Raw genomic sequence first — 19,426 nt, forward strand, 5'->3', positions numbered from 1 at the left:
GCCTTCATCTGCGCGGCCCGCAAAGGAATCCGGTTCCCCCGCAAACGCACGTATTTGCTTTGAGTCGGATAATAGCAGCCACTAATGTTAATGTAAATCATTCTTATTTGAAGACCAATCATGAAAACCAGCTCCCCTGTCGGTTCAAAACTTACCCTCCCCTTAACTTTCTTTTTACTCGCGGCAACCGAATACTCGGTGGCTGGCTCAAATGAAGCGGACACGGATAAGACTGTCGTCATGGACACGATTAACGTGACCAGTAAAGCGATCAAAACTGACACAGACACCGAAACAGTGGAAGACACACCCTCAACGTCGATCAAGGACGTATTCGAAAAAAATATCTCGGTCGGCGTCGGCGGCCCTACCGCGACATCTCAAAAGGTGTTTGTCAACGGCATCGAGGAAACCAATCTCAACGTACAGATAGACGGTGCCCGGCAGGTAAACAATATATGGCATCACAACGCCAACCTGCTGATCGACCCGGGCGTGCTAAAAGCAGTCAGCGTGGATGCCGGCGTAGCAGCGGCGGACGCCGGCCCCGGCGCGCTAGGTGGCTCTTTGCGCTACGAAACCAAAGACGTCGATGACATGCTGCAGCCCGGACGGGATTACGGTGCGTTTTTAAGCGGCGGCTTCGCCAGCAACCTAGACACCTTTACCAAATCCGGCGCTGCCTACGGACGGTATCGCGATGTCGAAGCCATGGGCTATGCCTCGCACGCCGAAGGCGGCAACTACGACGCCGGCAATGGTGATCCAGTCCACGGCACCGGCACCAACCTGTTGAGCGCTTTAGGAAAACTAGCCTACACCGCGGAGGGCGGACACCGTTTCGAGGCCTCGGCTCAGCATCTTGCGGACGACGAAATTCGACCGTTCCGCGCCAATTTCGCCGCAGTGCGTGGTCAGACCTTATTGTCGGAAAATATCTTCAACCGCAATACCGCCAACTTCAAGTACAGCACCCGGCAGCCGAGCAAGTTTTACGATCCGGAGGTACGTTTTTACTATAACGATACCTCGCTTTCCCGACCGAATCGGAACGGCGGATTTCGTCCCGGCTATTTCGATTCCACCATCGAAAGCTTCGGGGCGACGGCGTTGAACCGCGTCAAAACGCCGTTGGGCGAACTCAGCGCCGGCATGGATTTTTATCAGGATCGGGCGCTAACCGATAACTTTCGCGATGCTTCGATGACCGAAACGGCCCGAAATTTAGGCGGATTCGCGCAATTACGCGGTGAGCCCGCCGACTGGCTTAAATTTTCCGGCGGCGTCCGTCTTGATTCTCAGGAATTCGAATCGGTAGACCGGAAACTGTTCGACAATACCGGCGCCAGCCCCAACGTGTCTATCGGCATCACACCCTTGCCGGACTTGACGCTGAACGGCAGTTATTCCTATGTCTTCGGTGGCATCCAGCTGGCCGAAGCAGCACTCTTCCACACCATGCCGTATTCGGCTTATTCCGCCGATCTTGCGGCGCAACGCTCCACCAACGCCAAGGCCGGGCTCAGTTACCGCTTGGCAAGCGTCAAGTTTGAGGGCGAAGTGTTTTCGACCCGAATCCAAAATACGCCGGCATATCAAGAGGGCGACGACAGTTTCGTCCGGGTTAACGGCCCGGCAGTCAAAACCGAAGGCTTGAATCTAGGCGTAGGCTATCAACGCGCAAATGCCGATTTCGGCGCGCATTACACCAACACCGAAGTCAGCTACGATCATTCTCAACTCGGCACACTGGCGTTCTACTTAGGCTCGCCCGTCGGCGAAATCATCAAGCTGCACGCCGCCTATGCGTGGTCGGAACTAGGGATAAAAACCGGGGTAAGTTCGGAAATCGCCCTGAAGTACCGCTTCGCACAGGATTCGGGCAATCGCGATCTCAACGGCTATCACACCTACAACGTATTTGCCCAATGGCAGCCGAATTTTTACCGCGGCCTGACGCTGCGCGCCGAAGTCAACAATCTCACCGATGAAGACTATACGGATCGCTACACCGCCGGTACCGCAGTCGGATTCATTACGCCGCTGCAAAATCCCGGCCGTAGCGTACTAGTTTCAACCAGACTGGAGTTCTGAACCCCTATGTATACCGACACAAGTCAGTTGTTTTCCGTAAACGCCGCCACGACCGAGCGGATGGGCGACCAACAGCCCACGGCAATTGAGCTGCTGCATCGCTATGGCGCCGGCTCCAGTTTTTTCTTGGGCTCTCCCGAGCGTACCCTGCTTGGTAGCGGCATCCGGGCTAGGTTAACCCGCCATCCCGGAGAGCCGACAGCCGCCGCTCTGCAACGTTTGTTCGCCGATGTCAGGCAAAAAGACGATACGCCGGCTATTGCGGTGGGCGCGCTGCCGTTTGCTCCCGAAGCCGATCCGGTATTGTTTATTCCCCAGCAAATGGCAACGGCGGACCGCCTCACGCGCCACGCAATAGCCAGGACGAAAGCGACCATACGCAGTTCTGTAACTCAAGAGCGGCCAACACCGGCGGTCTATGCCCAACAGGTGCAACAAGCGTTGGACTTGATACGGCAATCAGCCTTAAAAAAAGTCGTGCTGTCCCGAATGCTGGAAGTGGTGGGCGAGAGCGATGTCGATCAGGCCGGCGTGTTACGCAATCTGGCGGCGCGCAATGCAGCCGGTTACACCTTTGCCGTCGATTTGCCCACTGTATCGGGAGGTGTCCGCCGCTTGATAGGTGCCAGTCCTGAACTATTGTTGCGGCGCAAAGGCACACAGGTATTGGCCAATCCAATTGCCGGTACCGAACCGCGCAGCATCGACCCTGGCGAGGATCTGGCGCGATCCCGCCGCTTGTTGCACTCTGCCAAGGACCGCCACGAACACGCGCTAGTGGTGGCTGCCGTAGCGGACACCTTGCGGCCCTATTGCCGCACCCTAGAGGTGCCGCCGGTTCCGGAGTTGATTGCGACGCCCCGCGTCTGGCATCTTTCCACTCGGATCTGCGGACAATTAAGCCACTATGCCCCCAGCTCCTTTGACTTGGCCATAGCCTTGCACCCGACACCGGCCGTATGCGGCGAACCACGCGATCTGGCTCGCCAAGCCATTGAGCAATTGGAAGACTTTGATCGCGGCCTGTTCACCGGCCTGGTGGGCTGGTGCGACGCCAACGGCGACGGTGAATGGGCAGTGACGATACGTTGCGCGGAAATCGAAGCCAATCGCGCCAAGCTATTCGCCGGCGCCGGCATCGTCGCGGATTCCGAACCTTGGCGGGAAGTGGCCGAAACCTCGGCCAAATTTCGCACCTTGCTGGACGCACTGCAGGGGGATGGCGTATGACGGCATCCGATTTCACGCCGTGGCCGGACGAGTTGGTCAGGTCCTATCGCGAACAGGGTTGGTGGCAAAACCAAACCTTGGGCGCTTTGTTACGCGAATCGGCGCAGCGCTACAGTGAACGTATCGCATTGGTCTGCGGCGCGCGGCGCTGGTCGTACCGCGAGCTCGACGAACGGGCCGATCAGTTGGCGACCGGGTTTGCGCAATTGGGTTTGCGCACCGGCGAACGTGTAGTGGTGCAATTACCCAACATCGCCGAGTTTTTTGCGGTGTGTTTTGGCTGTTTTCGCCTCGGTCTGATCCCGGTGCTGGCGCTGCCTGGGCATCGTCGCGCCGAAATCGCCGCGTTCTGCCAGCTGGCCGAAGCCGCCGCCTACGTGATACCGGATCGCCACGACGGATACGATTACCGCTTGCTAGCGCGGGAAACACTGGCATTGGCACCGTGTTTGCGCCACGTGATCGTGGCCGGCGCGGCGGAGGAATTCGTACCTTTGCAAAGCCTTTATGTGAAGCCGTTGGCGCTGCCGGACCAGGACCCAGCAGCGGTAGCGCTGTTACAACTTTCCGGCGGCAGTACCGGAACGCCCAAGCTGATTCCGCGCACGCACGACGATTATCTTTACAGTGTCAGGACCAGTGTGGATATTTGCGGTTTCGACGCCGCTACCGTGTATCTGGCGGCCTTGCCAGTCGCACACAACTTTCCGTTAAGTTCGCCCGGCACGCTGGGCACCTTATATTCCGGTGGCCGCATCGTGTTGTTGACTCGACCAGAGCCGGACGCAGCTTTTATGCTGATCGCCGCCGAAGCGGTCAGCCATGTAGCATTGGTGCCGTCGCTGCTTTTGGCGTGGCTGGAGCGCGCTACAAGTCTGCGTCCTCCGCTTGGCAGTCTGCGCCTGGTCCAGGTGGGCGGCGCCAGTCTGGCAGCGGAAGTCGCCGCCCGCATTAAACCGGTGTTCGGTTGCGCACTGCAGCAGGTATTTGGCATGGCCGAGGGTTTGGTCACTTACACTCGGCTGGACGACGATCCCGATGTCATTCTGGAAACCCAGGGCCGGCCTATGTCGCCCGGCGACGAGATCCGCATAGTCGACGACGAGGACCGAGTGCTGGCCGACGGCGAGACCGGCCATCTGCTGACCCGCGGTCCCTATACCATTCGAGGCTATTGGCGCGCCGACGAGCATAACCGCAAGGCATTTACCGTGGACGGTTTTTATCGTACCGGCGATTTGGTCAGGCGCCGCGCCGATGGCAGTTTACAGGTGATGGGCCGGAGCAAAGATCAAATCAACCGTGCGGGCGAAAAGATTGCCGCCGCAGAAGTGGAGCAGCATTTGCTCAGCCATCCGCGCGTACGCAACGCGGCGCTGGTGGCTATACCGGACGCACGCCTGGGCGAACGCAGTTACGCCTTCGTCGAATTGGCCGAGCCGGACTCGGAGGAAGCGCCGGCGCGAATCGCGCTAGGGCTGAAATTGCACTTACGCGATCACTGCGGACTGGCCGCACATAAAATTCCCGACCGAATCGAATTCATTGACCGCTTACCGCTTACCGCGCCAGGCAAAATTGCGAAACCGCAGCTGCGGGCGCTGGCGCTTAACCTGACACGAACACCGACATGAGCATACCCCGCATCCCGCCATACGACCTTCCAGAACAACTACCCACCGGAAAAGCGAACTGGCGCTTGGACCCAAGCCGTGCCGTATTACTCGTGCACGACATGCAACAGTATTTTCTGAATTTTTTCGAACCATCCCAGCCGCCGATCCCGGCGCTGCTGCGCAATTGCACCGACCTGATCGCCGCCTGCCGCTCTGCCGGCATGCCGGTTATGTACACGGCGCAACGCGGCGGACAGGCGCCGACCGAGCGCGGGCTGCTCAACGATTTTTGGGGGCCCGGCTTAGCGAACGATCCGGCGCTGGAACGTATTGTCGATGCTGTTGCACCCAACCCGGAAGACACGGTGTTCCCGAAAGCGCGCTACAGCGCTTTCAAGCGCAGCGACCTGGAGACGCACCTGCGCGCGCTGGGGCGCGATCAGCTGGTGATTTGCGGCGTCTATGCCCATATTGGCTGTCTGATGACGGCTGCGGAAGCCTTCATGCTGGATATCCAAGCCTTTTTGGTTGGCGATGCGCTGGCCGATTTTTCACGCGAAGAGCACGAACAAGCCTTGCGCTATGCCGCCGGGCGTTGCGCATGCGTTCTCAGCAGCCGCGATGCAATGGTCGCTTTGGAATCGCTTAGTCCCAGCCTGGACGCATTACGTCGCGAAATTGCGGAAGCGATGGCAATCAACCCGGCTCTATTGGGCGATGACGACGATCTATTGCTGATGGGCTTGGATTCGCTGGCGCTGATGACATTGATGCAGCGTTGGCGCCAACGCGGATTCGCTGCCGAGTTCGCAGAGTTGGCGCCGTTGCCGACACTGAGAGCCTGGCACGCTTTGTGGCAAGACTCTGCCGCCGCGAAGGCAGACAGACGATGATACGCGATCAACCCGGTCTGCCCTTAACCCAAGCACAGACAGGTGTCCTGCTTGGCCAACAACTCGCCGGCGAAGCCAGCGTCTTTTATGCCGCCGAATACACCGAACTAGACGGCCCACTCGATTACGAATTGTTTACACAAGCCCTGCAGGCCACGTTGCGCGAAGCTGACGCGCTGCAGGTCCGCATCGTCGAGATGGACGGGACTTATCGGCAGCAGCGCGTCGAGTATAGCCCGCCGACTTTGGCGGTAGCGCCCGCCGAACAGCTTAGCCAGACGGCATTCATGGCCGAACTGTTCGTGCAACTACAACAAGCCTTCAATCCCGCCGCCGGCTATCTTTATGAGCATAAGCTCTATCGCCGGGGGGCTGAGCGCCACGTCTGGCTACATCGCGCGCACCACCTACTGCTGGACGGCTACGGCTTCCAGCTCATTGCACGGCGAGTTGCCGTTTACTACGAGGCGCTGCTATCCGGCAAGCCTTTGGCAGCGGCTGCTTTTGGCACCCTGGACGCCATTTTGGAAGCCGATCAGGCCTATCAGAATTCGTTTGATCGTGAGGACGACCGCCGATATTGGCTCGCCGAACTAGCCGGGTTGCAACCCAAGTCCCTGTCACCCCATCCCACGCCCGGAATCGGCCGCGGCCGCCGAATCGGAGGGGCCTTGCCGGACGCAGTGTGTCTAAGCCTTAAGCGCCGTGCGCTGGAGCTGGATTTGAGTTGGCCGGAGTTATTGATTGCCGGTTTTGCCGGCTATTTGGCCCGATACGGTTACGGTCGCGACACGGTACTCGGCCTGACTACGATGCTTCGCGCGTCGGGGGCGGTTGCCCGCACTCCGTGCAGCGCCATGAACGTCATGCCCTTGCCGCTCCGGCAGGTCGAAGAACTGGATCTAGCCAATGCGGCTCGCCGCCTGCGCCGGGATTTAGCCCGACATAGACCACATCAACGTTACCGTTTCGAGCATTTGGAATTCGATCTGGAAGATGCCGGTTATCCGCGCGGCCTGCTCGGCACCGAAATCAATGTCATGCCGTTCGAGCCACCGTCGCGTTTCGGACCCTGCCGAGCCCTCACTCATACCTTGGCGGCGGGGCCGGTGGAAGATCTGGCTGCGGTGTTCATGGCCCGAGGCGATGCTATTGTCCTTGATCTGGATGGGCGCGAGGAAAATTACGACGAGCCAACGTTGCGCAAACATTGGCTCGGCATAACCGATTATCTGGCGCAAGCGTTGGAGTCGTCTTAGTCGTCAGGCCCCGCTCGCATAACCCAAATTTAGCCTTATACTCCGGCCTCACCGAATTTACTGGGCTTGGCTATGGCTGCATTCATGCTTGATAGCGACTACGTCATAGCCTAATTGCAAGCCGCTGCGGCCGTTGAGCTGCGCATGGATGCCCGCCACGATAGACAAGGCAATTTCTTCCGGCGTTTGCGCGCCGATGTCCAAACCGACCGGACCGAATACCCGTTCGGCCATCAGCGCGGCATCGTCGCCCAGGCTTTGCAGTAATCGTTGTTTGCGATGCGCCGGACCCAGCAATCCGATAAACGGCACCCGGCAATGCACGATGGCTTGCAGGTAGCGCTGATCGTATTCGACGTTATGGGTCATCAGCATGATGGCATTGAAGCGATTTAAATCCAGCTGCGCCGCCACCTGTTCCGGGGTCAAATGCAATAATTGATCGGCTAAAGGAAAGCGCTCTGGTTTGATATTCGCGGGCCGGTGATCGACCAAGGTCACGCGCCAACCCACCGATTTAGCGGTGATCACCAGCGGTATCGCGTCGGCACCAGCGCCGAATATCAGCAAGTGCCAAGGCGACTGCACTGGGTCGTAAAAGGCTTTGATCTCCTGGCCGTCAAGCTGATGCGTTTCGATGCGCGGTTTTTGTTGCAAGGCTGTTTGCAGTGCCGCTGTGGCAAAGGGAAACGGCGCGCTGGGCAAGATCGGTTGCTCGCCGACGATGGCGGCCGGCAAGAACTGGCTGCGGCCGGACGGGAAATCCGCATGCGCGGACTCGAACACGGTCACCAATACCCCATACGCTTGAGCTTCGGCGGCTTCGACCAGCAGATTCAAGGGACTAAATTCTTGCTCAGCTTTCAATAATTGCAGCAACACCCGAACAGCGCCGTTACAACCCAGGCCCAAACCCCAAATCGCGTCTTCGCCGGAACGCATGTCGTAAAACAGCGTTTTGGCATCGCCAGTTTCGAACACCGCAGATGCCTGTTCGACCAAGTCCCGCTCAAAGCAGCCGCCACCCAGCAAACCGACCAACTCGCCGGTGTTGGTGATCAGCATCCGCGCGCCGGCCTTTTGGTACGTCGAGCCAAAGGTTTCGATAATGGTCGCCAGCACGCTGTCGGCGCCGTCGCGTTGCAGTTGCCGATAGGCTTCGAGCAGATGATTGATTTTATTGGCCATGATTTACTCGCTTGCGGGTGTGCCGGCGATTGTACTAGCCATATCAACTCCAGCTCAAATCGGTACGCAATAACGGCAATTGCCGGACCCGCACACCGGTAGCGGCGAAGATCGCATTGCACACTGCCGGCGCCAATGGCGGCAGTGCTGGTTCACCCAGACCGGTGACCGGATAGTCGGTTTTCAGAAAATGCACATCCACCCGCATCGGCGTATCGGCAATACGGATCATCGGATATTCGCCGAAATTGCTTTGTACGATCCGGCCTTTTTCGATATTCAACTCCTGAAACATCAAGGCTCCCAGACCATCAATGACCGAGCCCTGCACCTGGTTTTCCGCACCACTGAGATTGACGATCTGCGCGCCGATGTCGGTAGCCACCACGACTCTATCCACTTTAAGCTTGCCGTCTTTGGAGACCGTAACTTCCGCAACCTGGGCGATGTAACCCAGATGGCTGAAATGAAAGGCTATGCCCTGCCCTTGGCCGCGCGGGAAAGTTTTCTTGCCCCACTCGGATTTTTCCGCGACGTGCTGCAATACATGCTTCATCCGATTCACATCGTAAGGGATACCTTGCTGGCCGGTGCCGGGAATAAAGCCCTTATCGCCCAGGATTTCCAAGCGAAACTGCAAGGGATCGCGGCCGGCGGCATGCGCCAGTTCGTCGATAAAACTATGAAACACCCAAGCGAACACATTACTGCGGGGCGCCCGCCATGGCCCCATCGGGATATTGCATTCCAACGGCGTTTGTTCCAGCAGACAGTTTTCCACCCAGCGTCCCGGAAATTCGTCGCCGGACAGGTTGGCGCCGCTGCCCAGTTCCAGGGTTTCCTTGCCGTCCTTCACCACTTTATGCGCAAAGGTGACGAAATGGTTATGCCAGGCGACCAGCTTGCCTTTGTCATCCAAGCCACCTTTTAAAAAGTGAAAACCGCCGGCGCGGAATTGATCGTGTTGCAGATCGTCTTCGCGGGTCCAGGTCAGTTTCACCGGTACGCCGATTTGCTTGGCAATGGCCGCCGATTCGACGATGTAATCTGGAATCAAGCGCCTACCAAAGCCGCCGCCGCTGCGGGTGATATGCAGCGTAATTTTCTCTTTAGGAATCCCGAAGGTTTCCGTGACGATCTTTTGCCCTGCTTCCGGGTTTTGCGTCGGCGCCCAAATCTCGATGCCGCCGTCTTTAAACCAGGCCGTGCAATTTTGCGGCTCGATGCTGGCGTGGGAGATAAACGGATAGCTGTAGACCGCTTGTACGGTTTTGTCCGCATCGTCCAAAGCTTGCTTCGCGTTGCCGTCGTTACGCAAGACTTCACTGCCGGCCTGCTCTGATAACTCCTTGGCTTTGGCACTAAAGCCAGCCCAACTTTGCGCGGCCGCCGGGCCTTCGTCCCACACTACTTCTAGTTGCTTACGGGCGGTGAACGCCGCCCAGGTGGAGTCGGCGACAATCGCCACACCCGGTAACAAGCCTTTTAAGCTGTTTCCGCCCTCAACGACAAAGGCATGTTTTACGCCGGGGAGTGTTTTGATTTTATCCAGGTTGGCGCTGACCACCTTGCCGCCAAAAGCCGGACATTTTTGATAGGTCGCATACAACATACCGGGCAATTGCACATCTATGCCGAATAAAGGCTTACCGGAGACAACGGCCGGATTATCCACGCCGCCGATTCGGGTACCCAGTAATTTATAGTCTTTAGGGTCTTTCAACTTCACCGATTCCGGCGCAGGCACCGGAATCGACACCGCCTTTTCCACCAACTGCCCATAAATAAGCTGCCTACCGCTCGCCGGATGATGTACGGCGCTATCTTTGGCGAACAATTCTGTGTCGGGCACCCGCAGGATTTCGGCAGCCGCCAAGATCAGCATCGTCCGCGCCGTTGCGCCGAGTTTATGAAACTCCTGATAATTGGTCCGCGTGGAGCGGGAACCGCCGGCGCTTTGGCTACCGTAAATTGGATCTAAATCGCCCTGCACGATTTGCACATCCAGCCAATTAACCTCAAGTTCTTCGGCAATGATCATCGGCAAGGAGGTCTTGATGCCCTGGCCTATTTCCGGCTGCTTGCTGATCAAGGTCACCTTGCCGGTCGGGGCAATGTGAATAAAGGCATTGGGTTTCAACACGCTGCTTTCCGCAATGGTGGCCGGCTTGGCAACCCGCTTGGCGGCGCTATCGGCCACATTCAGATAAAAACCCAACACCAAGCCGCCGCCGGCCAGCGTGGACTTGCGCAAAAAATCGCGGCGGCTGGCATTTTCCAATTCGTATTCGTTCATATCGACTCCTTGACACCGAGTTCAGCGGCACGGTGAATGCCGGCACGTATCCTTAAATAAGTCCCGCAACGACAGAGATTGCCGGCAAGTTCGACATCGATCTCGGCGTCGGTCGGACGGGGATTTTTTTTCAGCAGCGCGGCGGCGGTCATGATCTGCCCGGCCTGACAATACCCGCATTGCGGCACATCCAGCTCTTGCCAGACTTTTTGCAAGGGGTGTTCACCAGTCGGATGTAGGCCTTCTATCGTGGTGACCCGGCTTTGGCCGATTTTTGAAATCGGCGTCAGACAAGCCCGAGTCGGCTGGCCGTCGATATGCACGGTACAGGCACCACACTGGCCTATCCCGCAACCAAATTTGGTACCGACTAGATTGAGATGGTCGCGCAGCACCCACAACAAGGGCGTGTCGGGATTAACATCCACGGTGTGTTGTGTCCCGTTGACGTTGACTGTGTATTTGCTCATAAAAATTGATGATTGGATGGTTGTAATTATCTGGCGCGCATTCGTAGCAACCCACAGATAAGCAAAATTCGCACCTATATAGGATTGGCATACACCTTACACACAAAGACCATGTAAACAGTTGAATCCCAAGCCATTTATTAGCAAATTCGAGTCTTTAAAAGAACACAAGTCACTTATCGCAATCAGACTTACCCTCTCAGGAGCCAGGAAATAGCTGATATATCAACACCAAGTCAGCAACTTTTGCTGACAGGCAAACACCTAAACTACCTATAAATCAGCATTTTTTCTTTGCAAACAACAAGTTGAAAACTGGCATATAAATTGAGTAAGTAATTTGGCGATACAGCAGATATTGGATTATCTCGTATTGTTAAAACCGCTATATTCTTAAGTTTATTCAGACCTACAAATCATAAATAAACTATTGAGGTATTACTCGGTTTTAAATAGTAAATTAACTAACCATTTCCCAGGGGGATATTATGAAAACGACCGTAGCATTGATTACCAGCGCCTTATTAATTGCCAGCAGCGGCGTATTTGCCGAGGAACATGCTGCCGAATCCTTAAAACATGCCGAGCATGCCGTAACCCACGGCAAAGCCGGCCATGCGGATCAATTGGTGGAGCATGCGGAAAAAGCCCTGGCTCACGTCGATAAAGCGGAAAGCGCCGCCACCGGAGAAGCCAAAGCACACATCAGCGCAGGTAAAAAATCACTGGAAGAAACCATTGCGCACGGCAAACAAAACCATGCCGAAGTAGCCACCAAACATGCCGAAGAAGCCGTAGGCCACTTCAAGGCAGGTAATGTTTAAACTACCGTAACGCAATATATAACAGACAAAACGCAACTAATCGGCTATTGCGGATAAATACCGAAGTAGCCGATTATAAATATTCATTATTTCAAAAATATTACTTACATTTTTTTCAAAAAAGGGACTACTTAAAATGGCAAAAATTACCAATTTGCGGGTTGGAGAATCCTTGGTCGGCGAAGGCAATGAAATCGCTCATATCGATTTACTGCTCATAAAGAAAGTATTGTCACTCGCCAGCATATTGACATTCTGGGTGTCTGAAAAAAGATTTCACGACATCCGGGAGTTTCTGTAAGCGATGCATGGCCGATTGAACGAGTTTCTTTAATTCGATTTTATTTTCCGGCATCTGCTTGGCGACGCGCGGTTTGATATAGCCCCAAACCTGTTCATCCGGATTGAGTTGTGGCGCGTACGGTGGCAGAAAAACCAACTGCAACCGGCCTTGCTGTTGCTCCACAAACGTTTTAACGCTCTTAGCCTTGTGAATCGGATGGCCGTCGACGACCAAGATAATCGGCTGTTCGGCACCGCGTAGCAGACGTTTCAGGAATTCGATAAACACCTCGGCGGTGACGTTGCCTTCTTGCACCATGAAGCGAAAATCGCCTCGTGCGCTGACCGCAGAGATCAGATTCAAACCGTATCGTCGCCCAGTGGTCTTCACGGTCGGCGTCCGACCGACCGGCGCCCAAGTAGTACCGGCATGAAAGTCAGAACGCACGCCGACTTCATCGGCAAAATAAATCACCGCCCCCGTGCGTTTCGCCTCAGCCTGCAATGCTGGAAACTCGTCGGCCTGCCACTTTTCCACCAAGACCGGGTCCTGCTGCCAAGCCCGATACAAGGGCTTTTGCGGGGTAAACCCCAGCAAGCGCATGATTCGTCCCACACTCGGCGCGGTCAGGCGTTTGCCAAACTGGCGATAGATGACTTCCCCGATTAGCGACAAGGTCCACAAGCCAAATTCCAACTTCATTTGCCAGGGGGTTTTGTCCCGCACGGTCTCGGCGATCCAGCGCATTTCGTCGGGCGTCACCAGCGGTGGGCGTCCGGTAATCTTTTTGGCCAGCAGCGCATTTTGACCGCCCGTTGCAAAGTCGGACAACCAACGAAACACCGTGCGAATGTTGACGCCCATCGCTGCCGCCACGCTCGCCACAGTCTGCCCATTTTTCACCGCTTTGACCGCCTGCTGCCGCATCACTTGCAGAGTATGGTGATCAATTTCTCGGCCGTCTGAATCTCGTTTACATTTCATGGGGATATTATCCCATGAATATGACTTAACTTATTTTAAGAGCAGTAATTATCGGCCCACGCGGCTCAGCGGCGGAAACCGCTTTCGCGAATGCATTAACCAATAACAAAGACGGCTTTTCCACTTTATTGGCGGTGGTAGCGCCCAACTTGCTGGTGAAACCCGCCACGATCTTGTTCAACAAAGTCACGATCAAAGGCTCGAAACAAGCCGTGCAAATTTTTGGACCGGCACAACGCGCGGTAGCCATTGCGGTGGCGGAATCGGTGGAAGAAGGCATTATTCCCGCCGACGAAGCCGACGATTTGTTTATTTCCGTGGGCGTATTCATTCACTGGCTGGCTGAAGACGACGCCAAAATCGAAGAATACAACTACAAAGCCACCAAGGAAGCGATTGCCCGTGCTGTCGCCGGTTTTCCAAGTGCTCAGGAAGTGATTGCCGCGAAGCAGGATGCCAAACATCCTTTCGCAGCCAATAAGGTATAAGGCGGGTAATGACGGCGATCAGCGGCTTTCTGGGGTTAGCAATACCCAGGCTTCGGTTATGCATAGTCAAGTCGCCAGCGAACGTTAACATGCCTGTAATTCAACCAAGCTAGGGTGCAAGTGTGCTAATTGTCTATCGCGTCATCCTCGGCATCATTCTGGTTTTAGGGATGCCATGCACCCAAGCCAACCCCAGTCCGGAAGCTGCCACGGATCAGGTAAGCGCCAGCCTGATTGCTTCGCATACTGCCGTGCATCCTGGTGATGAGATCTTGATTGGCGTGCACCAGCAGATTATTCCGCATTGGCACACTTACTGGAAAAATCCTGGCGACTCAGGCCTACCAACCAAAATTCAATACCAACTACCAGCCGGCTGGTCGGTGGGCGAGATCCAATGGCCTACGCCCAGCAAAATCGTACTGGGGCCGGTCGTCAATTACGGCTATCACGACGCGGTCACCCTACTCTCGCCGCTGCGGGTAGCCGAGAACGCGGAACCTGGTACAGAATGGCCCATCTCAGCAAAGGCGAAATGGTTAGTTTGCGAGGAGGCGTGCATTCCCCAAGAGGTGGAATTAGCAATCCAGTTGCCGGTGGTGGCAAAGGAAGTAGCGGTCGGGCCAACCCATCCTTTGATCACAGCCGCCCAAAATACCTGGCCTGTGGTATTACCCTGGCAAGCCAGCTTGTTTGAGGGTCCGGCCGGTACGCTCCGGTTACACCTGACTGGCGAACAACTACCCGCGCCAGACCAGCATGCGCTGGCGTTCTATCCCGACCAATGGGGACCGATCTCCCATGCTGGCGAGCAAATAACAAGCTTAGCCGACGATGGCCTGGACATCCGCCTGCAAACCGGCGATCAGCCATTATCCCCCGGACAAACACTGACCGGCGTGCTGACGGTAGCGAGCGGCGATACTTTGCGCGCTTATCAGATCAGCGCGGCGTGGCCTGGCACGGCAAATCCCGTCCAGGCCGCGCCGGCCACCACTTTGGCCGAGCAAACCTTGCCGACCGCCCTGTTACTGGCCTTGGCCGGTGGTTTGATATTGAATCTCATGCCCTGCGTATTTCCGGTGTTGTCGTTAAAAGCCTTGGCATTGATAGAACAAGCCGTTCACGATCCCGGTAAAACGCGCAGACACGGTTGGGCCTATCTGGCCGGGATCCTGCTTAGTTTCAGCGCATTGGCCGCTGTGTTGGTCGCGCTGAAGGCCGGTGGCGCCGGCATCGGCTGGGGTTTCCAGTTTCAGTCACCGTGGTTCGTGACGATACTGGCCTACTTGATATTTGCGGTGGGCTTGAGCTTATCAGGAGTATTCAATATCGGCACCGGCATCACCGGCTTGGGCCATAAGCTGGCAACGCGGGACGGTTATGCCGGCAGCTTTTTCACCGGTGTGTTGGCCGCGGTCGTGGCCACCCCCTGCACCGCGCCGTTCATGGGCGCAGCCATTGGTTTTGCCATCACCCAAGCACCGGCGGCGATGATCGCCGTGTTCCTGCGTTTAGGCACTGGATTGGCCCTACCCTACTGGCTGCTTTGTCAGTGGCCGATACTCCAGCGCTGGCTACCCAAACCCGGGGCATGGATGGAAACCCTGAAACAAGGGCTAGCCTTTCCGATGTACGCTACCGCCGCTTGGCTGATTTGGGTGCTCGCCCGTCAGGCCGGCCCGGAAGCCGTCGCGGGTGCTCTGGGCGGCTGTGTGTTGGTTGCCCTCGCGGTCTGGTTAATTCAAATTAGCCGAAACACCACCCAACTTAAACGCCGCGTCATCCATACCAGCTCCTGCGTCACTTTACTGCTGGCCTTGCTGGCCGGCGAACTGGGCATCCAGACCTCGTCCCAGCTGAGCTATCCAACAGACAGCAAAAATCAACACTGGCAAGCTTACAGCGCAGAAAAACTGGCCCAATTACGCAGTGAAGGCAAACCGGTGTTCGTCAACTTCACCGCCGACTGGTGCATCACCTGCTTAGTGAATGAACGGGTTGCCTTGAGTAGCGAAGCGGTTCGCGGCGCATTTCACAACGCCGAGGTGACTTACCTAAAAGGCGACTGGACCAACCGTGATGCGGGTATCGCCAAGGTATTGAGCCAATTTGGTCGCAGCGGCGTGCCCTTGTATTTGTATTTCGGACCGGGAGCGCAGGAGGCGATGGTATTACCGCAAATTCTGACCCCCGATCTCGTTATCGGCGCCATTCAAGGCGCTCGTCTTTAACCATCAGCAATGGAGTATTTATGTTTTCTCAGCGTTTGTTCGGATTGATGACCGTTAGTTTAATGCTTTTAATGCCGGCCCCCGCCAAAGCAGAGCCAGTAGTAGGCCAGCCGGCACCGGCATTTTCCGCGGCGGCAGCCGATGGCGGCACCTTGAGTTTGGCGGCGCTACGCGGCAAAACCGTGATTCTGGAATGGACCAATGCCGACTGCCCGTTTGTGCAAAAACATTACCAATCCGGCAATATTCCCAATTTGCAAAAACAGGCCCAAAGCCAAAACATCGTCTGGTTGCAAATCATTTCTTCCGCGCCTGGTAAACAAGGCTTTGTCGACGCGGCAACCGCAAAAAAACTTAATCAAGAGCGCAACGCAACACCCGCCAACACCTTGTTCGATCCGGATGGTGCCGTGGGCAAATTGTACGGCGCCACCAATACCCCGCAATTGTTCATCATCGACCCCAAAGGGGTTTTACTTTATAAGGGCGGCATAGACAGCATTGCCTCGGCAGACCAGGCCGACATCGCGACGGCTGAAAATTATATTTCTTCAGCACTAAAAGAATTGGCGGCAGGTAAACCCATCAGCAAAGCAGCAACCAAACCTTACGGCTGCACCGTCAAATATGCCGGCTGATGCCTGCAGTAGCTGAAATTACCTTTGATGAGTGGGACAGTGACGCAAAACCTTGTGTCTCTGTCCTCGTCATCGCCTTATGAGCAGATTACTGTTCGCCATGCTGATACTGCTATCAGCTTGCGCTCCCCAAGAATATTTCCGTACCAATATCAGTGTAAAACCTTGTCTAGCCAATGCCGGAGCGGATTGCAGCGCCGCCAATTTAGTCGTCAACCCGCAAGATGGTTACACCTTGGGTTTCGTGGAATTCGACGACGACGGCCGTTTCTACGATCAACGCCAGTCCGATGCCGTATTAGCGTGGTTGCAAGACAGCCAACAACCGCAATATGTGGTGCTTTATACCCACGGCTGGCACCACAATGCCAAGGACAGCGATAACAACGTCCGCCGTTTCAAGGAAAGTTTGCGCGACATCAAGCTGCGCAATCCGCATTACCGAGTGATTGGCGTGTACCTGGGCTGGCGCGGCGAAACAGTGGAAACGCCCTGGTTGCGGGCCTTGACCTTTTGGAGTCGGCGGTCGGTCAGCGAACGCCTGGGCCAAAACCAAATTCTGGATTTCTTGTTGAATGTCGAGACTGTCGTCAAACACGATGCCGATCCGGATAACCGTTTGCTGACCATAGGCCATAGTCTGGGCGCATCCGTGATGTTAAACGCCTTGCAACCGATCTGGTTGCAACGTTTGCAAAAGGGACGCGGCGACCAAGCCCGCTTTGGCGACCTGGTGTTGTTGGTCAATCCGGCAGTTGAAGCCAGACGCTTTGCCGATCTGCGCGCGGCCATCCACCGAGTCGCTGCAACGAGTCGCCCCGTGCAGACAAACCCATTGATGGTGGTTGCCAGCTCCGAAGCCGATAACATTACCAAAAACATGTTTACCTATAGCCGGGCCGTGCCGGCCTGGTTCGAGTCGGTATTGGACCCGATTGAACAGGTGGATATACCGGGCGCTTCGCAATGGGATTTGGCCGCGACCGCCGTTGGGCATTTTCGCGGTTTTATTACCCATCGTTTGGAGGCGACAGCTACCGCATCGACAAATCAAGCCTGTACAGTCAATAGGTAAATAAGGCAGATAGTGGCCTTCGACGATGCCGGCGCCGGGCGGAGCGTCCTTGCGGTTGCTGTGCGGTTCCAGGTCGTAATCGGCGGCGCTGGTGGTTTGCCAGATGCCGGAAAAGTCGGGTTTGCCGTTGGCAAGCCGGGGGATTTTAGGGCCGGCCGCACCGGCGTCGCCGGTAGCCAGAAACAGCAATATCAAGCCGCTGGCCAGCATCAGCGCAATCTGTAGCGATGACGGACCGTTATTGGGTGAACTCATTGAGGGTATATTCCGTAATATTTATATTCAAACAAATCCGATTCGGTTTATTGCGCCTGGCCGTTGGCTTGCGCCCCCGGCGCATCCTGAGCGCCGCCGGTTTTAACGCTACGGCCGTCGGACAACACGGTGGTCACCGCATAGCCAAAATCCTTACCGTTCTTGGCGCGGTAACCCTGGATGGTGACTTCGCTGCCGACCGGCAGGCTGGCTTTGGTGATGCCTTTTTGTTTCAGACTGAATGGCGCGCCGAATTCGAATCCCCAATTCTTGGCGCTGCCGTCGGTTTGCTTCACGTCGCAGCAGCGGCACAACATCCTTCGAGCAATTCCGGCGGTATGCCCAAGCCGCGCATGCGCACCGAAAATAGATCCAGCGGCACCACCGAAAGCTTTGGCTGTGCCCCGCGGGGCTATAGGGGCATCCACAAAGTGCTCGGCGGTACGCCGCAAGCGCCCGTGCGCACCGCTGCACGCCTCGTCGGCACCTCCACGGGGCTGGGATGTGCCGACGCACCACTCGGCGGTAACCATGAGGTGATTTTGCGTGCCGCCCGGATACTTGGTAACCCGTCTACATGAATTCGACAGGGAAAATCCGGATTGGCGCACGAATGAATTAATTAATCTGACAATCCAGATGGTATAGCTAGCGAGGATATTCCCCACTCGGGCACGCATCGTCACCTAAATTGCCATGTTCGCGCCTTTGGCCATAAAACGACCTCATAAGGAGGTAATCGGGCGACAATTGAAAAAATACGAGTGGATTGGATTCTTAGAACCTGAATGAGAGGCATGTCTGCTAGAGAACTGGCGACATCGATCAGCCATATCCGACAGGTATAGCCAGCTATGCGGATTGACAAGTTCCAGCTTGGTGACCACGCCTTTTAACTCTATGGGTTGTTCGGCGTCGAACTCGGCGGAAAAGGCGTGGTGGGCATGGGCTGGCGGTGCTGTCAGGGAAAGTAGGCCGCCAACAACTATCACGCTTACCAGTTTGCCTTTCGTGTTCATTCGATATGTCCTCCGCTAATTCGCTAAAAAATCAATCGCGGAAAATAGTTTGCTTAACTTTCCACGTCATCGCCCGCATTCAGCAAAAACCAGGCCCATAATCCATAGCAACGGGATAACTAAGATTGCTTATTTAGCTAAGCCACTGTTTTAGCGTTAATTACTTTGTGAATGACGACCAAGTGGCGATCAAAGACAGGAAGACGATTTATCGGAGAGGACAACTGTTTTGCTGTTAACTGCGAATCGGGCACCTATTCAGATACGATTCAATCAGTAAAAAAATGCCGGCTTTTGAGATTGGCGAACTGTCAAAATCGACGCAAAAGCACCAATCGCTGTAGTTATATAACGTCTGCAACTTGACGATAAGCCGAAGTTGGGTTGCAGAAATAGGCTGGGTTGAATGATAATGAAACCCAGCAAAAATCTATTAAAACTGGGTATCGCTGCCGCTCCGCCCTGCCTTGGATTTAGAGATGGTCTATCCAGATTGACTCAAATATACGGTGTAAACGTCGTCGAAAGAAAATTTTTTTCAAAATATCTGTTCCAGACTAAAACTGATGATTGGGATAAT

General features: G+C 55.6%; 16 protein-coding genes and 2 pseudogenes. 12 read left to right on the forward strand and 6 right to left on the reverse strand.

Features of this window, described 5'->3' with window-relative positions; all coding sequences use genetic code 11:
* The first annotated feature begins 120 nt into the window (after positions 1-120).
* Genes ACH5Y9_RS09220 through ACH5Y9_RS09240 form a run of 5 tightly spaced genes read left to right on the forward strand, consistent with a single transcriptional unit; the run spans position 121 to position 7,092 of the window.
* Entirely contained in the window at positions 121-2,094 is a 1,974-nt protein-coding gene (locus ACH5Y9_RS09220) for a TonB-dependent receptor domain-containing protein (protein ID WP_445369387.1), read from the forward strand.
* A gap of 6 nt (positions 2,095-2,100) precedes the next feature.
* Complete coding sequence (locus tag ACH5Y9_RS09225) at positions 2,101-3,324, forward strand: isochorismate synthase (protein ID WP_445369388.1); 1,224 nt, start codon at positions 2,101-2,103, stop codon at positions 3,322-3,324.
* Positions 3,321-4,958, forward strand: coding sequence for a (2,3-dihydroxybenzoyl)adenylate synthase (locus tag ACH5Y9_RS09230; RefSeq protein WP_445369389.1), 1,638 nt, complete (start codon positions 3,321-3,323; stop codon positions 4,956-4,958). The genes ACH5Y9_RS09225 and ACH5Y9_RS09230 overlap by 4 nt, the downstream gene beginning before the upstream one ends.
* The gene (locus ACH5Y9_RS09235) at positions 4,955-5,833 is read left to right on the forward strand and encodes an isochorismatase family protein (RefSeq protein WP_033156349.1); all 879 of its coding nucleotides are present in this window, start codon (positions 4,955-4,957) and stop codon (positions 5,831-5,833) included. Before ACH5Y9_RS09230 ends, ACH5Y9_RS09235 begins: the two co-directional genes overlap by 4 nt.
* The gene (locus ACH5Y9_RS09240) at positions 5,794-7,092 is read left to right on the forward strand and encodes a condensation domain-containing protein (protein WP_445369390.1); all 1,299 of its coding nucleotides are present in this window, start codon (positions 5,794-5,796) and stop codon (positions 7,090-7,092) included. Before ACH5Y9_RS09235 ends, ACH5Y9_RS09240 begins: the two co-directional genes overlap by 40 nt.
* A gap of 57 nt (positions 7,093-7,149) precedes the next feature.
* Here the strand turns inward: ACH5Y9_RS09240 and ACH5Y9_RS09245 are convergent, their stop codons facing one another.
* Genes ACH5Y9_RS09245 through ACH5Y9_RS09255 form a run of 3 tightly spaced genes read right to left on the reverse strand, consistent with a single transcriptional unit; the run spans position 7,150 to position 11,046 of the window.
* A complete protein-coding gene (locus ACH5Y9_RS09245; RefSeq protein WP_445369391.1) occupies positions 7,150-8,280 on the reverse strand; it encodes an XdhC family protein in 1,131 nt (376 codons plus the stop codon).
* A 43-nt stretch (positions 8,281-8,323) separates the two neighbouring features.
* Positions 8,324-10,576 carry a molybdopterin cofactor-binding domain-containing protein gene (locus tag ACH5Y9_RS09250; protein ID WP_445369392.1) on the reverse strand — a complete coding sequence of 751 codons (2,253 nt, stop codon included), beginning with the start codon at positions 10,574-10,576 and terminating at the stop codon, positions 8,324-8,326.
* On the reverse strand, positions 10,573-11,046 hold the full coding sequence (locus ACH5Y9_RS09255) for a (2Fe-2S)-binding protein (protein ID WP_033156353.1): 474 nt from the start codon (positions 11,044-11,046) through the stop codon (positions 10,573-10,575). Before ACH5Y9_RS09255 ends, ACH5Y9_RS09250 begins: the two co-directional genes overlap by 4 nt.
* 488 nt (positions 11,047-11,534) lie before the next feature.
* Here ACH5Y9_RS09255 and smbP point away from each other — a divergent pair, with 488 nt between their 5' ends.
* On the forward strand, positions 11,535-11,870 hold the full coding sequence (smbP, locus tag ACH5Y9_RS09260) for a small metal-binding protein SmbP (protein WP_033156354.1): 336 nt from the start codon (positions 11,535-11,537) through the stop codon (positions 11,868-11,870).
* A gap of 136 nt (positions 11,871-12,006) precedes the next feature.
* Positions 12,007-12,087, forward strand: a pseudogene (locus tag ACH5Y9_RS09265) (aldehyde-activating protein); the annotation flags it as partial.
* Positions 12,088-12,102: 15 nt separating this feature from the next.
* On the opposite strand, the gene ACH5Y9_RS09270 reads toward ACH5Y9_RS09265, so the two are convergent.
* Positions 12,103-13,137: an IS630 family transposase gene (locus ACH5Y9_RS09270; RefSeq protein ID WP_445369393.1), complete on the reverse strand. Its 1,035-nt coding sequence runs from the start codon at positions 13,135-13,137 to the stop codon at positions 12,103-12,105.
* A gap of 44 nt (positions 13,138-13,181) precedes the next feature.
* Here ACH5Y9_RS09270 and fae point away from each other — a divergent pair.
* The 5 genes and pseudogenes from fae to ACH5Y9_RS09295 form a co-directional block, all read left to right on the forward strand.
* Positions 13,182-13,625 (forward strand): annotated as a pseudogene (gene fae, locus ACH5Y9_RS09275) (formaldehyde-activating enzyme); the annotation flags it as partial.
* Positions 13,626-13,747: 122 nt separating this feature from the next.
* Positions 13,748-15,859 carry a protein-disulfide reductase DsbD family protein gene (locus ACH5Y9_RS09280; protein WP_445369394.1) on the forward strand — a complete coding sequence of 704 codons (2,112 nt, stop codon included), beginning with the start codon at positions 13,748-13,750 and terminating at the stop codon, positions 15,857-15,859.
* A gap of 20 nt (positions 15,860-15,879) precedes the next feature.
* Positions 15,880-16,497: a redoxin domain-containing protein gene (locus tag ACH5Y9_RS09285; RefSeq protein ID WP_445369395.1), complete on the forward strand. Its 618-nt coding sequence runs from the start codon at positions 15,880-15,882 to the stop codon at positions 16,495-16,497.
* A gap of 79 nt (positions 16,498-16,576) precedes the next feature.
* A complete protein-coding gene (locus ACH5Y9_RS09290) occupies positions 16,577-17,572 on the forward strand; it encodes a hypothetical protein (RefSeq protein WP_445369396.1) in 996 nt (331 codons plus the stop codon).
* Positions 17,573-17,632: 60 nt separating this feature from the next.
* A complete protein-coding gene (locus tag ACH5Y9_RS09295; protein WP_445369397.1) occupies positions 17,633-17,797 on the forward strand; it encodes a hypothetical protein in 165 nt (54 codons plus the stop codon).
* Between the two features lie 77 nt (positions 17,798-17,874).
* On the opposite strand, the gene ACH5Y9_RS09300 is transcribed toward ACH5Y9_RS09295, so the two are convergent.
* Entirely contained in the window at positions 17,875-18,360 is a 486-nt protein-coding gene (locus tag ACH5Y9_RS09300) for a DUF6152 family protein (protein WP_445369398.1), read from the reverse strand.
* A gap of 192 nt (positions 18,361-18,552) precedes the next feature.
* Positions 18,553-18,846, reverse strand: a complete 294-nt coding sequence (locus tag ACH5Y9_RS09305; RefSeq protein ID WP_445369399.1) for a DUF6152 family protein — start codon at positions 18,844-18,846, stop codon at positions 18,553-18,555.
* Between the last annotated feature and the right edge of the window lie 580 nt (positions 18,847-19,426).

The sequence above is a fragment of the Methylomonas sp. BW4-1 genome (assembly GCF_052474385.1).

What these genes read in the sequence shown, in the direction of transcription:
- ACH5Y9_RS09305 (WP_445369399.1), bottom strand. Translation starts at nt 18,846, where the DNA reads ATGAACACGAAAGGCAAACTGGTAAGCGTGATAGTTGTTGGCGGCCTA.
- ACH5Y9_RS09225 (WP_445369388.1), top strand. Translation starts at nt 2,101, where the DNA reads ATGTATACCGACACAAGTCAGTTGTTTTCCGTAAACGCCGCCACGACC.
- ACH5Y9_RS09255 (WP_033156353.1), bottom strand. Translation starts at nt 11,046, where the DNA reads ATGAGCAAATACACAGTCAACGTCAACGGGACACAACACACCGTGGAT.
- smbP (WP_033156354.1), top strand. Translation starts at nt 11,535, where the DNA reads ATGAAAACGACCGTAGCATTGATTACCAGCGCCTTATTAATTGCCAGC.
- ACH5Y9_RS09250 (WP_445369392.1), bottom strand. Translation starts at nt 10,576, where the DNA reads ATGAACGAATACGAATTGGAAAATGCCAGCCGCCGCGATTTTTTGCGC.
- ACH5Y9_RS09235 (WP_033156349.1), top strand. Translation starts at nt 4,955, where the DNA reads ATGAGCATACCCCGCATCCCGCCATACGACCTTCCAGAACAACTACCC.
- ACH5Y9_RS09245 (WP_445369391.1), bottom strand. Translation starts at nt 8,280, where the DNA reads ATGGCCAATAAAATCAATCATCTGCTCGAAGCCTATCGGCAACTGCAA.
- ACH5Y9_RS09230 (WP_445369389.1), top strand. Translation starts at nt 3,321, where the DNA reads ATGACGGCATCCGATTTCACGCCGTGGCCGGACGAGTTGGTCAGGTCC.
- ACH5Y9_RS09220 (WP_445369387.1), top strand. Translation starts at nt 121, where the DNA reads ATGAAAACCAGCTCCCCTGTCGGTTCAAAACTTACCCTCCCCTTAACT.
- ACH5Y9_RS09300 (WP_445369398.1), bottom strand. Translation starts at nt 18,360, where the DNA reads ATGGTTACCGCCGAGTGGTGCGTCGGCACATCCCAGCCCCGTGGAGGT.
- ACH5Y9_RS09270 (WP_445369393.1), bottom strand. Translation starts at nt 13,137, where the DNA reads ATGAAATGTAAACGAGATTCAGACGGCCGAGAAATTGATCACCATACT.
- ACH5Y9_RS09290 (WP_445369396.1), top strand. Translation starts at nt 16,577, where the DNA reads ATGAGCAGATTACTGTTCGCCATGCTGATACTGCTATCAGCTTGCGCT.
- ACH5Y9_RS09285 (WP_445369395.1), top strand. Translation starts at nt 15,880, where the DNA reads ATGTTTTCTCAGCGTTTGTTCGGATTGATGACCGTTAGTTTAATGCTT.